This window comes from Gammaproteobacteria bacterium (assembly GCA_028817255.1).
Lineage (GTDB): Bacteria > Pseudomonadota > Gammaproteobacteria > Porifericomitales > Porifericomitaceae > Porifericomes > Porifericomes azotivorans.
The window spans coordinates 1-13,733 of record JAPPQA010000123.1; the positions used below are offsets into that span (position 1 = coordinate 1).

The following is a 13,733-nucleotide window of genomic DNA, read 5'->3' on the forward strand; positions in this document are numbered from 1 at the left end:
GTTTTTACACGGCCTGTTTCGCAGGAATAGCAGGATGGGAATCTTTGCCCTTCGATTGCGTAACAGCTTGGGGCAGGCGGCGGGGACGCGCAATTCGATCAGGCAAAATCTCTTGCGAAATCGCCGGCAACGGCCTGTAGCGAGGCGACGGCGGCGACAGCGGCAGTTTCTACCCGCAACAGCCGGGGGCCCAGGGTAACGGCCCGGAAGCCGGCGGCAACGGCGGCGCGCTCCTCCTCCTCGGTAAGGCCGGGCCGCGGACCGATCAGGGCGTAGATCGGCCGCCGCGGCCATGGCGAGAGCGCGGCCAAACCAGTACCGCCGGAGGGCGCAAACAAAAGCCGCACCGCGGCAGCCGGCAGGCGCCGCAACCATTGCGTCAAGGCGACAGGAGGAAACACCGTCGGCGGGCATGCCCGGCCGCAACGTTGCGCGACTTCGGCGGCAGACCACTGCCAGCGCACGGAAGTGTGCTGCGTGGCGCGCCGTATTCCCCGCGTACAAAGTAGCGGCGCAACCGAACAGACGCCGAGTTCGGTTAACTGCCCTATCGCCCAGTCCATCCTGGCTCTCTCGAAAATGCCCTGACCGATATGGATCTCGGGACAGACCCCCGCGGAACGCGCTGCGCCGCCGGACCTGGCGCCAGCTGCGAGCCGTCGAACCACCAGCAGGCGCCTCTATCTCCCGGCGGCCCGCTTTTCGCCCCTGCCGGAGAACAAAAGGCGATGCGGGGCGATGCGCCCGTCGTCCAGTATCCGGCCCATACCGAGGAAGCGATCCCGGCAATCATAAAGCCGGACCAGACCCTCCGTGGGGGAGTTGGGCACCAGCACTGCCTGTCCCTGGCGCAGGTACCAGATCAGGCTGCTCTGGTCCAAAGAGACGGCAGGGTACGCAGCCACCGCCCGATCCAATTTCAGCAGCAATGGGTCCAGGGCCTGCGCCCCCTTGCCCTCCAGTTCCCGCAACCGTTGCAAAGACACCATCTGCTCCTCGCGGAAGGGCCCAGCCTCCAGGCGGCGCAAGGCGCACACATGGCCGCCGCAGCCCAGGCGCTTGCCGATATCCTCAACCAAAGTGCGGATGTAGGTGCCTTTCGAGCAGCGCACCTGCAATTCCATGCCCTGCTCCTCCAGGGAAAGCAACCGCAATTCTCGGATGACGACCCGGCGCGGCGGCCGCTCTACCTCAAGTCCCTGGCGCGCCAACTGGTAGAGGCGCTTCCCCTGGTGCTTAAGCGCCGAGTACATGGGAGGGATCTGCTCGATCTCGCCACGGAAGTTCGCCAACGTCCGCTCTACATCGGCACTCCGCAGCCGGGGAACGGGGCGCTCGGCGACGAGCTCGCCGTCGCTGTCGCCGGTGGTGGTAGTCTTACCCAGCCGGCAAGCGACCCGGTACAACTTATCCGCCGCCAACAGGAAGCCGGACATCTTGGTGGCTTCGCCGAAGCAGACCGGCAACATGCCGGTAGCCACCATGTCCAGACTGCCGGTATGCCCGGCTTTGCGGGCACGGTAAATGGCCTTGACCACTTGCAGGGCGTCGTTGGAAGTAAAGCCGACCGGCTTGTCCAGAGGCAGAATGCCATGCACGTCCCGGCGGCGGTTCATTGGCGCGGTGATTGCCTTCCTCCCTCCTTGTATCGCTACCCCCCCTGGCGAATGCGAGCACGCACCATATCACGCGGCCCGTATGGCGTACACCGCAATATATGGCGGCGCCAGCCGTTACGCAATCGCAGGGAAGCAAAGCGGATCTCTTATTCCGCTATTCCCTCATTTTTCCCATCACTCCCCCTTGGAGGGGGAGAAGCGGCGGTTGCGATTTCCGTGTCCGCTGGGGGGAAGGAGGCGCCGCTATGCCCCCCACCGGCGCGACTTCGGGCTCCGCCCTCGTCTTGCCGACTCCCCCTCAAGGGGGGAGTGATGCGCGGGAATAGCGGAGTGGGAATCTTTTCCCCTCGATTGCGTAACGGCTTGATGGCGGCGGGCGGTTCTACTTGCCGGGGTTCTCTTCGCTCTCCCGCGCCTCCGGCAGGGAGTCCAGCAATTCGTTCACCCGCCGGGCGTCTTCCAGAGGGCGGTCGTAGGCGAAATACAGCTTCGGTACGCCGCGCAAAGCCAGCGCGCCGCTAAGCAACCGGCGATAATGCGCAGCTTGGCCGTTTAATTCTTCGACCAACCGTTCACGCTGCGAAGGCTCGTCAACCAAACAGGAAATATAGACCCTGGCGGTCGCCAGATCGGCGCTGACCGTCACGGCGGAGACCGTTAGCAACGCCCGCGGCGATATGGGTTCCCTTTGCAGGAGGAGGGCCAACTGCCGCTTCACCAAGGCTGCAACCCTCCGGTGGCGGCCGTATTCCGCGGGCATGGAATCAGGAGGCGGCGCGCTCCTGTACGACCCGTTCGAAGGACTCGATTCGATCGCCAACACGGATATCTTTGTATGCCTTGAGGCCGATGCCGCACTCGACGCCGGACTTGACCTCGGCCACGTCTTCCTTGAAGCGCCGCAACGACTCCAAGCTGGCTTCGAACAGGACGACATCGTCCCGCAATACCCGTATCGAGCTGCCCCGCCGCACCACCCCGCTAAGCACCAGACAACCGGCCGCCTGACCGAACCCGGAAGAACGAAACACCTCGCGCACCTCGGCGACTCCCAAGACATTATCGCGCGTCTCCGGCTCCTTCATGCCGGCCAAAATCTTCTGCACATCCTCGAGCATCTCGTATATAACGCTGTAGTAGCGCAGTTCCAAACCTTCTTCCCGGATCATCTTGCGGGCGGCGCTGTCGGCCCGAATATTGAACCCGAACAGCAGGCCGCCGCAGGTCCGGGCCAGGTTCACGTCAGACTCCGTAATCCCGCCCACGCCGCTGCCCACGACGGCGACCTTGGCCTCCTCGGTAGAGCATTTCTCCAAGGCGTCCACCAAGACCTCGGCAGTGCCCTGCATATCGGCCTTGAGCACGATGCGCAGTTCGTCCGGACTGCCGCCCTCGATCCGCGAGAACATGTCCTCTGTACGGTTGCGCGACCGCGCCTCCAGCCCCCGCTCCCGCGACTGGCTTTTGCGGCGGGCGGCAAGTTCCCGGGCTTTACGCTCGTCCGGCGCCGCGATCATGCGCTCGCCGACGCCAGGCAAACCGGAAAAGCCCAGCACGGTAGCCGGAGTGGCAGGCCCGGCCGACTCGATTTCCCGGCTCCGTTCGTCAAGCAGAGAGCGCACCCGCCCATGCTCGGAGCCGCTCAACAGATAGTCGCCCTTGCGCAGTTCTCCCTCCTGCACCAGCAACGTGGCGACCGGCCCGCGGGTACGGTCCATGTAAGACTCGATGATCGTCCCGGAAGCGGGCCCCTTCTCCACGGCCCGCAACTCCAGCAGCTCGGCTTGCAGATCCAGGGCCCGCAGCAATTTGTCCACCCCCTCGCCAGTGCTGGCGGACACGTTCACGCATATGGTGTCGCCGCCCCATTCCTCGGAGATAACCTGCTCCTTGGCAAGCTCCTGCCGCACCCGCTCCGGGTCCGCGTCTTTGCGGTCAATCTTGTTGACGGCCACCACCAGCGGCACCGAAGCGGCGCGGGCATGCTGGATCGCTTCGCGCGTTTGCGGCATAACCCCGTCGTCCGCCGCCACTACCAGCACGGCGATATCGGTGATCTGAGTGCCCCGCGCCCGCATAGCGGTAAAGGCTTCGTGCCCGGGCGTATCAAGGAAAGTGATTCTGCCGCCGTCCTCCAACCGCACGCTGTAGGCGCCGATATGTTGCGTGATTCCCCCTTTCTCGCTCGCCGCCGTGGCGGCGCTGCGAATGCGGTCGAGCAGCGAGGTCTTGCCGTGATCGACATGACCCATGACCGTAACGACAGGCGCCCGCGGACAGGGCTCGCCGGCCTGCGGCTGTACCTGCAGGATTTCCTCCTCCAGCGAATTTTCCTTGACCAATTTCGGCTTGTGACCCATTTCCTCGACAACCACGGCCGCGGTCGCCTGATCTATGGACTGATTGATCGTAACCATGGTGCCCAGGTTCATCAGCATTTTGATCACTTCCGGGACCTTGACCGCCATCCGCAAAGCCAGGTCGCTTACCGCAATACTGTCGGGGATCTCCACCTCGCGCACCACCGGGACACTGGGGCGCTGGAAGGTGTGTTGCTGCTCGGCCTGGGGGGCCACGGTCTTAAGCCACGGCTTCTTGCGGCGGCGCCCGGCCTTTTCCACGGAGATATGCAGTTCCTTGGCCTTGTCTTTGCTCTTCCCCTTCCCCGGCGCCGACGCGGCGACCTTGCGCGTTGTAGCGGCAGGAGCGGCAGGCGCCGGCGGCGGCGCGGTCCCGGCGGCAGCCCCCGCGGGCGGGGTTGCCTCGGGCGGCACTTCAGACACAGGCGCAACCTCGGGCGCCGCCTCCGTCGCGGCGGCGGGCATCTCCTCCGCTACCGCGCGGGCGGCGGCGGCGGCGGGCGCCTCCTCCGGGGGCGCCGGCGGAGATGCCGGCGGCGGCGAGACGACGGGCTGCTCCGGGACCGCAGACGCCGGCAAACCGCTTTCGGGCGCCAAAGCCTCCTCTTCCTGCCCCTTGTGCAGGCTGCCGCGCTTGGCGTAAGTGCGACTCTTGCGAAACTCCACGCTCACGGCGCGCAGACGCGCCCGCAGGCGGCCCTGGGCGCCGCCCGCGGGCACCTTGAGTTCGGAGAACTGCCGGCGGCGCAACGTAATGCGGCTCGGTTCCACCTCCGTATCTTCGTTGCCGCGGCGGTGACGCAAATGCAGCAATAGTTGCGCCTTCTCTTCCGCCGTCAGCGTCCGGCCTTCTTCCGGCGCGAAGTCCACCCCGGCCATCGCCAATTCCCGCCGCAAGCGATCCAGGGGCAATCCGATCCGTTCGGCAAAGTCCTGTATGCTTTGCTCAAGCATTGCAGACCTGCTCCTGGTCTGGCGCTTCCTCGCTGGACCCCCCCCGCGCCGTCATAATCAAACGCCCGGCGCGTTCCTCGCCCATACGCTCGAGTTCGATCAGTTCGTCCACCGACTGATCCGCAAGGTCCTGCATCGTCACTACGCCCTGGCTGGCCAGCCGGTAGGCCAAATCGCGGTCCATGCCCTCCATGGCGAGCAGATCCGCACCCGGTTTCACGTCCATCAGGCGCACTTCCTCGGCAATGGCGCGAGTCAGCAGCCAACTCTTCGCCCGGCCGCGCAATTCCCGCACCAAGGCTTCGTCGAACTCCTCGATCTCCAGGATCTCCCGCTCCGGCACGTAGGCGATCTCCTCGATCTGCGAGAAGCCTTCCTGCACCAGGATGCTCGCCACCTCTTCGCCCACTTCCAGCTGCTCGTGGAACTCGCGCTGCAGACGGCCCGTATCTTCTTCGTTCTTCTCCTTGGCTTCTTCCAAAGACATCACGTTCAAGGTCCAAGCGGTCAGTTCGCTGGCCAGTTTCACATTCTGCCCGTTACGCCCGATCGCCTGCGAAAGATTCTCTTCCTCCACAATGAGGGACATCGTCCGAGCGTCCTCGTCCACCAGTACGGAAACGATATCGGCCGGCACCATGGCATTGAGCACGTACTGCGCGGGATTCTCGTCCCACTGCACGATATCCACCCGCTCGCCAGCCAGCTCGTTGGACACGGACTGCACGCGCGAGCCTCTCATCCCGACACAGGCGCCGATGGGGTCTATGCGCGGCTCGCGCGTCCGCACCGCAATCCGCGCGCGCGCGCCGGGGGCACGGACTCCGGACACGATTTCGATCAGGCCCTCGCCGATCTCCGGCACCTCGAGCCGAAATAATTCCAGCAGCAGTTCCGTGGCGGTGCGGCTCAGCACCAACTGGGGGCCCCGAGGCTCGGAGCGCACTTCGCAAAGGTAGCAGCGCAGACGGTCGTGCGGACGCACGCTCTCCCGCGGGATCAGGTCGCTGCGCGGGATAAAGCCCTCGGCGCCGTCCATGAGGCCGACCACAACCCCGCTACGCTCTACGCTCTTGACGACGCCGTTGATCATCTCGCCCACCCGCCCCTGATACAGTTCGAATATCCGCGCCCGCTCGGCCTCGCGCACCTTCTGGATAATGACCTGGCGCGCGTACTGCGCGGAGATGCGGCCATGTTCCACTACCGGCACCGGCTCCTCCAGGTATTCTCCGACCTCGGCATCCGCCTTCCGCTCGCGCGCCTCGCTCAAGCGGATCTGACGGTCCGGGAACTCCAGCGCCCCGTCATCCTCCGCGGGGCTGTCCGCGGCGGCCTCCCCGCCGTCGTCCGCGACGACCTCCCAGCGACGAAATGCCTCGTACTCGCAGGTGGCGCGGTCCATCGCCACCCGCACGTCCACATCCTTGCGCCGTAATTTCTTGATCGCGCTGGCCAAGGCCGCCTCCACCGCCTGGAAAATGATCTCCTCGCTAACGCCCTTCTCGTTGGAGACCGACTCGATCACCCGCAACAGATCGGCTGGGTCCATTTTCATCGCGCCGCGCTCCACTCAGGCACCAGCCGCGCCCGCTCGATCAGCGCCTCGGGAATCGCGTATTCGCCAGTCTCTGTACGGATACGCAACTGCGCCTCTCCTGCCTCCTCAAGAGCGCCGGTAAATCGGCATCGTCCCGCGATCTTCTCGCGGGTGCGGATCCGCACCTGGCGGCCAACGAAACGGGCGCACTGAGCGATGGTGAAAAGAGGGCGGTCCAACCCGGGAGAGGAAACCTCCAGAGAATAGCGGTTACGGATCGGATCGTTGACGTCCAGAATGCCGCTAATCTGATCCGTCACCCGCTCGCAGTCGTTAATTGTCACGCCGCCATCGCGGCGGTCCACATAGACGCGCAACTTCGTCTCCTCGCCTTGGTTCCATCGTTCCAAGCCGAGCATTTCGTAGCCCATAGCCGTTACCGCCGGTTCCAGCAAAGCCGCTAACTTACGGTCCTGCCTGTACATTCTCTACTACCCATCCCGCGGGGCAAGGATAAAAAAATGGGCCTTCGCGCCCATTCCCCTGCCGCAATCTTCGTCCCAAAACCGGCTTTATTATACTACCGGCAACGGGCTTTTGCCAAGCGCGCCCAAGCGCGCCCGGAAATCCCCTATGTACGGGGCCCGGGATGACGCGGCAGGAACGTCATACGTTGCCGAGCCGATGCGAGCGAGTTGCGCCCTGCCCTGACAGCTCAGTTATGCTATATTGTCGGATCGCCCTGGATTGCGGGGCTTACCTGTTAAAAAGGGACCACAAGACAGCGAATGGGAGGGGCATAGTGGCAGGACGCAAGCAAAATCAGGCATCCAAAGGGGAGGCCAAGACTGCGGTGCGCCCGGCCAGGGTAGCGACGGCGCGGAAGAAACGGGCCGCCGCGGGCGCTAACAAGCGCAAGGCCGGCGGGCGCAAAGCCTATCGTCCGAAACCGAACGAGAAGTATATGAACCCGAGGCAGGTGCGGTACTTTCACGAATTGCTGACGCAGCGGCGCCGGGAATTGCTGGAAGAGGTGGACCGCACCGTGCATCACTTGCAAGGGGAGGCGACGCAATTCCCCGACCCTACCGATCGCGCGTCCCAGGAAGAGGAGTTCGCCCTGGAATTGCGTACCCGCGACCGGGAAAGACAACTTATCTACAAAATTGACGAGGCGATCCGCGAACTGGGGAACGGGGAATACGGCTATTGCCGGGAATGCGGTGCGGAGATCGGGCTCCACCGGCTGGAGGCGCGGCCGATGGCGACCCTGTGCATAGACTGCAAGCGGCTGGACGAAATCCGGGAGCGCCAATACAGGTAACCGTTCAAGTTGGACCGATTCGGAGATTGGGCCCAAGGATTGGGCAATCCCAGCCGATTTCCGGTCCGCGCCCCGACAAACTCCCTGCCCAAAACAACTTCCAGGGGGGACTCTCCCAGGGGGGGGTCCCCGACCTTCGAGCGCTTATTCCGAGCGTTGCGCCCGCTCCGAGAGGCGCGCCGCCGCCCGCCTGTTATACGCATCGTGGGCAATGCGTACATCTTCCAAGTACCACGGCAACCACTCCAGGGGCAGCGCCTGGGCGCTGTCCACCAAAGCCTTGGCCGGCCGGGGATGGAAATCCGTCAGCACCATGTTGGCGCCCGCAATCACGCCCTGCGCCGTGGCATGGAACACGTCCGGGACGCCGTCCGCGGCCGACTCTATGGTACCCACCGAGTGGGAAGGGTCTATGCACACAGGCATGCGCGTCAGGCGCTTGACCACCGGCACGTGGGCGAAGTCCGCAAGGTTGCGGTGCGGGTCCCCCAGGTTGGTCTTCATGCCGCGCAGGCAGAAGATCACCCTTCGGTTGCCTTCGCTGGCGAGGTACTCCGCCGCGTTCAGCGACTCGTTCAGCGTAATCCCGAAACCCCGCTTCAGGAGCGCTGGAAAATCACGCTGACGGCCGACGCTTTTCAGCAATTCGAAATTCTGCGTATTGCGGGTTCCGATCTGCAAAATGACGCCCGTGGGGTTCCCCGCCTCTTCCAAGGCGGTACGGATCTCGTCCAAGTGATTATCGTGGGTTATTTCCATCGCTACCGCCCGAATGCCGTACTTGCCGGCCAATTCGAATACGTAGGGCAGGCAGGCGGCGCCGTGACCCTGGAAGGAATATGGGCTGGTACGCGGCTTGTACGCGCCCATCCGCGCACAGCGCTGGCCTTGCTCGCTCAGCGCCCGCATCGTCATTTCCACGTGCTCCCGGGTGTCCACAGCGCATAGACCGGCAAAGACATGCAGGCTTTCCTGAGAGAAGTCCAGCCCGTTATAGCTGAAGGAGTGGGTACGCTCGTCGTCTTCGTGGCGCCCCAACACCCGGTACTCCCGCGACACCCGCACCACCCGCTCCACTACCGCGAAAGCCTGTAGTTCGTCTGCCGGCAGGAGGGCGGTATCGCCGATCAAATAGATTTCCGTGAGTACCTGGCGGGCGCCGATTTCGTCATGGACGCGATAACGAATGCCCTGTAACCGATCCAGGTAATTCAACAACCGGCGATAATCGTTGCTGTCCTTGCCCGTATCCGGGCGCAATATGAGGATCATTGGGTCATGCCCCCCCCAAAAGCGAACCTGGGAAGCGAAAGCGGCGATCCTAGCACAAGCGCCGCAGCCACGCGCCGCCGCTGGCGGCCCCGCAAGGCTCCCGCGCCAAGCGGCTGGCGCGGAGCCGCGGAGCCGGTCACGCAAGGGCCGGCAATTTTGCTATGATTGCGGCAACCGCCTGCGGTGCAACCCAAAGGACAGCCCAGCGCGAGGGGAAGCCTTGTGATAAGCGCAAATCGCCATCGAAAGCAGTGCAGGGCGAATAACGCCCGACGCCGGGCAAGTATGCGGTGCGGCGCCGAGGCTCTCGCACTGGCTGCCTTGCTCCTGCCGCTTGCCGCGACGGCCGCGCCGAAAATATCGGTGGCGGGGCTGTTCAAAGGGCAGGCCATCCTCGTGATTGACGGCAAGCAACATCTGCTGAAGAACGGAGACACCAGCCCGGAGGGCGTCAAACTGATCGAAGCGAACAGCAAAGAGGCCGTGCTGGAAATTGACGGCGAACGCCGCAGCTACCAACTGGGCGGCGGCATCGCCGCCACCTACAAGGACGGCCGCAATTCGGTGCGCCTCCTGCCCGACGACCGGGGCCACTATTTCGTCACCGGCAAGATCAACCAGCAACCCATCCGCTTCCTGGTGGACACGGGGGCAAGCTATATCAGCCTCAACCAGAACCAGGCCGAGCGCCTGGGAATTGATTTCCGCAAGGGGAAAGCGGGCCTGTCCTCTACCGCATCGGGAGTCGTAGAGTCCTTTCTGATCGAATTGGACCGGGTCAGCATCCAGTCCATCGAGCAACATCGCGTGGGGGCGGTCGTCAATCCCGGCGACTTCCCGAAGGAGGCGTTGCTCGGCAATTCCTTTCTGAACCAACTGCACATCAAGCGCGAAGGCAAGGTGCTCGAACTGGTGCAGCCGTAGTCCGCGGCCCGTTCCATCCTGGCGGCCCGCAACCCGCCTCAACCCGCTTGGCTACGGGCAACGGCGCCTCCCTCCAGCCGCGCCTCCGCTTGCTCCCAGGCCAGAACCAGCAGCGGCAGGTAAAAGAGGTTGCCCAACAGCGTCCAGGAGAAGAACGGCAGGGCCAGCAGGTAGCAGCGCAACAGCCCGGCCAGGGTACGCGGGTACAATTCGCCGGCCAGCCAAACTCCCAGATTGGACAGGACGAAAAACGCCAGCGCCGCCGCGAAGGCAGCCAGGAACAGCCTCCCGCGAGAGCGAGTGCCGCGCAGCAACAGGCGGCCCAGCGGTACGCCGGACAAACAGCCGACATAAACGCCGAGCATAACCCAAGGGTGGTAAAAACCGAGCCAGGCGTCGCTCACCAACAGCGCCGCCAGAGGCGTCAGCCAGGTGCCGGCGCCCGTGAGAGAGCGGCCCGCGAACAGAGCGGCGGCGCCCAGAGGCGTAAAGTTGGGGGGATGCGGTAATAAACGGCCGCACACGGCCAACAGTACCAGCCCGACGCCTACCGCTTGCAGGGGGGACGGGCGGCGCGGGAAAAAAAGGCCCCAGCCGTTCATTGCCGGCACCCCGGCGCGGGCGACGCGAACCCGGACGGGCAAATGTCGGCGGCGTTCCGCGACAAAGCCGGTGCGGACGGATCGCTCACTGGCGGCGCAACCCCAGGTACAAGCCGCGTCCCGGGACGCCGTAACCGTCCACCTCCCGATAATTGCGATTCAGCAGGTTATCCACGCGCAACAACAACTCCAAGCCCGGCGCAAGACGCCACCCCGCCGCCAAATCCAGCACTGCGTACCCCCCTAGCGCCACGTTCCCCACATCCAGCCGCCGCCCGACATAGCGCGCCGTCAGGGCGACATGACCGCCCTCCTTCACTGCCCACTGCAGCGTGCCATGGGCCTTGTGCCGGGGACGGCGCAACAACGGCTGGCGGCTGTCCCGATTATAAGCGTCAGTGCGAGTGTAGCCGCCGTCCAGCCGCAACCGCGGCGTCAATTCGAACTGCAACTGCCATTCATGGCCACCGGCGTAGGCGCGGCCGGCATTAACCAAAGCCGCGGCAGCGAAATCATATTCGATCAGGTTCGCCAACCGCTGCTCGAAGCGGGTCGCCCGCAACCGCCAGCCGCCGTGCTGCCATTCCAGCCCCCACTCCCAACCGCGGCTCCGCTCCGGCCGCAGTTGCGGATTGCCGAATGAGGGATGGTAAAGATCGGACAGGGTAGGCGCACGGTAGCCCGTGCCGACGCCGCCGTGCAGACGGATGCCGGTGGCGGCCAGGGGCCACTCGGCGTTGCCGCGCCAGTCTCCCCGGCTGCCGTAGCGTCCGTGGCGCTCGCCGCGCAGGTCGGCGCTCAGCCGCAGGTCGCGCAACGGGAAACGGTATTGCGCCCAGACGGAGTGACGCCGCAGCGAGCGCCGCAATTCGCTGCGCACCCGCTCCCGCTCCGTTTGCAGCCCCAGGTGAAATTGTTGCCGGCGCGGCAGACGCCACTCGTGCCGCCAGCCGAGGCGGGTGCGGGCGCCCAGAGAAACCCGCGTCGTGTCGTCCAGCAGGGAGTCGGCGGCCAGGGGACCGTTGTAGAAGCGGTTGCGCTGTCGCGCATAGTCCAGGCTCAAGTGTTGCCGCCAACGCTTCCCAGTAGGCGCCCACCCGGCATCCAGCCGCAACAGCCACCGGAATTTGCGATGGCGGTAATCGGGGTCGTCCACCACGGACAACAGATAGTCGTCCAAGTCGCTTTCGGTATCGGCATAACGCGCGCTCGCCTGCAGGGAGCCGCCCCCTTCCCGCAGCAAGGTACAGCGCGCCGTCAGGGCGGAATGCTCGAAACCGTCCCGCTCAGAGGCGCCGGCGGCATGCGAGGGGCCTTCGCCAACATGGCGCTGCAACCGCAGCAAACAATCCCCCTGCCCGCCGCCGCCCGCGAACTCCAGGCCGCCGCGCAGGCTGTCATAGGAACCTGCTTCCACATGGCCGCGCAGCCCGGGGGGGCGTCCGCGATAGCTGAAGATCCGAATGACCCCGCCGAGCGCCTCCGAGCCATACACCCCTCCCTGCGGGCCGCGCAGTATCTCAACCCGCTCAATGCCGTCCGTAGAGAGGTCGGCCAGATCCGCGATGCCCGTCACCGGGTCGTTCAGCGGCACCCCGTCCAACAGCACCAACACGTGATTAGAGTTGGTGCCGCGCAGGAATACGGAGGACTGACCGGCGATCCCGCCGGTGCGCACTGTGTCCGCCCCCACCGCAAGGCGCAGCAGTTCCAGGACCCGCGGCTTGCCGAGGCGGGCGATCCGTTCGGCGTCGAACACAGTAACCGAGGCGCCCGGCGCCGGGGTGCGGTGCGCGCTCACGATCAAAGGCGCCGCCCCGGCATTGACAGCCGCCAGCGCACACAGCGCGGCAACGGAACCCCACAGGGGCCGGTTCTCCCCTAACGACGGCACCGCACCCCGACCTCGGCGCTGCAATGTGGTACACTGGCCGCGACCCGGGAAGGGAGGACCGCGACATGGGAGGACCGCGACATGGCAAAAGGCGCTGACGACCAAGCGAAAGATCCCTCGGCCCCCTCGGATTTCGAGACGGCCCTGAAAGAACTGGAATCCCTGATCGAAAAAATGGAAGAGGGGCAGTTGAACCTTGACGATTCGGTGCGACATTTCGAGCAAGGGCTCAAATTAATTCGTCACTGCGAAAAGTCACTGCAACAAGCGGAACGAAAGATCCAAGTCCTGCGGGAACAGGACGACCGACCGCCCCAATTGGAACTGCTTTCCCCCGGCGACAACGAAGAAGACCCTCAGTAATGCCCTGGCGCGAGCAGGTGCAAGCCTACCGCGTCCGCGTAGAGGCCGCCCTGGATCGTTGGCTCCCCTCTCCCGCCGTCGAACCGTGTCAGCTGCACGAGGCGATGCGCTACGCAGTCCTGGGGCCGGGCAAACGGTTCCGTCCGATCCTGGTCTATGCCAGCGGCGAGGCAATGGATGCCGCCCCGACGTTGCTGGAAAGACCCGCCTGTGCCGTAGAAATGATTCATGCCTACTCCATGATACATGATGACCTGCCGGCAATGGACGACGACGACCTGCGTCGCGGCCGCCCCACCTGCCACCATGTCTATGGCGAAGCCACTGCCATCCTGGCGGGCGACGCCCTGCAGGCCCTTGCCTTCGATATTCTCACCCGCAACCTTGCGGACGATGCGGCGAACGGCCTGGTGGCGGCCCAAAGATTACGCACGGTGGAAACCCTGGCGGCGGCCAGCGGTCCCTCGGGCATGGTAGGAGGCCAGGCATTAGACCTTGCCGCCACCGGGAACCGCCTGGAACGGCGGGACTTGGAACAGATCCACCGCCGCAAGACCGGCGCGCTGATCCGTGCCAGCGTTGAGTTGGGCGCCTCATTCAGTGCCAACAGCAGCAATGGCGCGCGGCGCAAGCTGCGCCGTTTTGCCGAATGCCTGGGGCTGGCCTACCAGATTCACGACGATGTGCTGGATGTGGAAGGCAGCGCCGAAAGCCTGGGCAAGCGCAACTCCGACCGCCAGCGGCGGCAACCCACTTACGCCGCGTTACTGGGCGCCGCGGGCGCCCGGCAGGCGGCGCGGGAGCTCTGCCGGGAGGCGCTGGCTGCACTGGACGGTTTCGACAGGCGCAAGACGGCGCTGTTGCGCCGAATTGCCGCCTAC

Annotated in this window: 13 protein-coding genes; 4 read left to right on the forward strand and 9 right to left on the reverse strand. The window is 65.0% G+C overall.

Going from position 1 to position 13,733, the window contains the following annotated elements:
• Positions 1–98: 98 nt before the first annotated feature.
• From OXU43_05500 to OXU43_05525, 6 genes are all read right to left on the reverse strand, one after another.
• A complete protein-coding gene (locus OXU43_05500; GenBank protein MDD9824607.1) occupies positions 99–668 on the reverse strand; it encodes an RsmE family RNA methyltransferase in 570 nt (189 codons plus the stop codon).
• Between the two features lie 12 nt (positions 669–680).
• Positions 681–1,616 carry a tRNA pseudouridine(55) synthase TruB gene (truB, locus tag OXU43_05505; protein ID MDD9824608.1) on the reverse strand — a complete coding sequence of 312 codons (936 nt, stop codon included), beginning with the start codon at positions 1,614–1,616 and terminating at the stop codon, positions 681–683.
• A 385-nt stretch (positions 1,617–2,001) separates the two neighbouring features.
• On the reverse strand, positions 2,002–2,379 hold the full coding sequence (gene rbfA / locus OXU43_05510) for a 30S ribosome-binding factor RbfA (protein MDD9824609.1): 378 nt from the start codon (positions 2,377–2,379) through the stop codon (positions 2,002–2,004).
• A gap of 4 nt (positions 2,380–2,383) precedes the next feature.
• Positions 2,384–4,933, reverse strand: coding sequence for a translation initiation factor IF-2 (infB, locus tag OXU43_05515; GenBank protein ID MDD9824610.1), 2,550 nt, complete (start codon positions 4,931–4,933; stop codon positions 2,384–2,386).
• Positions 4,926–6,485: a transcription termination factor NusA gene (gene nusA, locus OXU43_05520; protein MDD9824611.1), complete on the reverse strand. Its 1,560-nt coding sequence runs from the start codon at positions 6,483–6,485 to the stop codon at positions 4,926–4,928. The genes infB and nusA overlap by 8 nt, the downstream gene beginning before the upstream one ends.
• A 2-nt stretch (positions 6,486–6,487) precedes the next feature.
• On the reverse strand, positions 6,488–6,958 hold the full coding sequence (locus OXU43_05525; protein ID MDD9824612.1) for a ribosome maturation factor RimP: 471 nt from the start codon (positions 6,956–6,958) through the stop codon (positions 6,488–6,490).
• 317 nt (positions 6,959–7,275) lie between these two features.
• Between OXU43_05525 and dksA the strand changes: the two genes are divergently transcribed.
• Positions 7,276–7,797 (forward strand): RNA polymerase-binding protein DksA, encoded by a 522-nt coding sequence (gene dksA / locus OXU43_05530; GenBank protein ID MDD9824613.1) that lies wholly within the window; start codon positions 7,276–7,278, stop codon positions 7,795–7,797.
• Positions 7,798–7,941: 144 nt separating this feature from the next.
• Here dksA and OXU43_05535 read toward each other — a convergent pair whose 3' ends face one another.
• Positions 7,942–9,069 carry a 3-deoxy-7-phosphoheptulonate synthase gene (locus OXU43_05535; protein MDD9824614.1) on the reverse strand — a complete coding sequence of 376 codons (1,128 nt, stop codon included), beginning with the start codon at positions 9,067–9,069 and terminating at the stop codon, positions 7,942–7,944.
• Between the two features lie 285 nt (positions 9,070–9,354).
• Between OXU43_05535 and OXU43_05540 the strand changes: the two genes are divergently transcribed.
• Positions 9,355–9,993, forward strand: a complete 639-nt coding sequence (locus OXU43_05540) for a TIGR02281 family clan AA aspartic protease (GenBank protein MDD9824615.1) — start codon at positions 9,355–9,357, stop codon at positions 9,991–9,993.
• A 38-nt stretch (positions 9,994–10,031) separates the two neighbouring features.
• On the opposite strand, the gene OXU43_05545 is transcribed toward OXU43_05540, so the two are convergent.
• Positions 10,032–10,595, reverse strand: coding sequence for a hypothetical protein (locus OXU43_05545; GenBank protein ID MDD9824616.1), 564 nt, complete (start codon positions 10,593–10,595; stop codon positions 10,032–10,034).
• 85 nt (positions 10,596–10,680) lie between these two features.
• Positions 10,681–12,489: a TonB-dependent receptor gene (locus tag OXU43_05550; protein ID MDD9824617.1), complete on the reverse strand. Its 1,809-nt coding sequence runs from the start codon at positions 12,487–12,489 to the stop codon at positions 10,681–10,683.
• 81 nt (positions 12,490–12,570) lie between these two features.
• Between OXU43_05550 and OXU43_05555 the strand changes: the two genes are divergently transcribed.
• A complete protein-coding gene (locus tag OXU43_05555; protein ID MDD9824618.1) occupies positions 12,571–12,852 on the forward strand; it encodes an exodeoxyribonuclease VII small subunit in 282 nt (93 codons plus the stop codon).
• On the forward strand, positions 12,852–13,733 hold an 882-nt coding region (locus tag OXU43_05560; protein MDD9824619.1), incomplete at its 3' end, for a polyprenyl synthetase family protein. The genes OXU43_05555 and OXU43_05560, both read left to right, overlap by 1 nt.

What these genes read in the sequence shown, in the direction of transcription:
- truB (MDD9824608.1), bottom strand. Translation starts at nt 1,616, where the DNA reads ATGAACCGCCGCCGGGACGTGCATGGCATTCTGCCTCTGGACAAGCCG.
- rbfA (MDD9824609.1), bottom strand. Translation starts at nt 2,379, where the DNA reads ATGCCCGCGGAATACGGCCGCCACCGGAGGGTTGCAGCCTTGGTGAAG.
- infB (MDD9824610.1), bottom strand. Translation starts at nt 4,933, where the DNA reads ATGCTTGAGCAAAGCATACAGGACTTTGCCGAACGGATCGGATTGCCC.
- nusA (MDD9824611.1), bottom strand. Translation starts at nt 6,485, where the DNA reads ATGGACCCAGCCGATCTGTTGCGGGTGATCGAGTCGGTCTCCAACGAG.
- OXU43_05525 (MDD9824612.1), bottom strand. Translation starts at nt 6,958, where the DNA reads ATGTACAGGCAGGACCGTAAGTTAGCGGCTTTGCTGGAACCGGCGGTA.
- OXU43_05535 (MDD9824614.1), bottom strand. Translation starts at nt 9,069, where the DNA reads ATGATCCTCATATTGCGCCCGGATACGGGCAAGGACAGCAACGATTAT.
- OXU43_05540 (MDD9824615.1), top strand. Translation starts at nt 9,355, where the DNA reads ATGCGGTGCGGCGCCGAGGCTCTCGCACTGGCTGCCTTGCTCCTGCCG.
- OXU43_05545 (MDD9824616.1), bottom strand. Translation starts at nt 10,595, where the DNA reads ATGAACGGCTGGGGCCTTTTTTTCCCGCGCCGCCCGTCCCCCCTGCAA.
- OXU43_05555 (MDD9824618.1), top strand. Translation starts at nt 12,571, where the DNA reads ATGGCAAAAGGCGCTGACGACCAAGCGAAAGATCCCTCGGCCCCCTCG.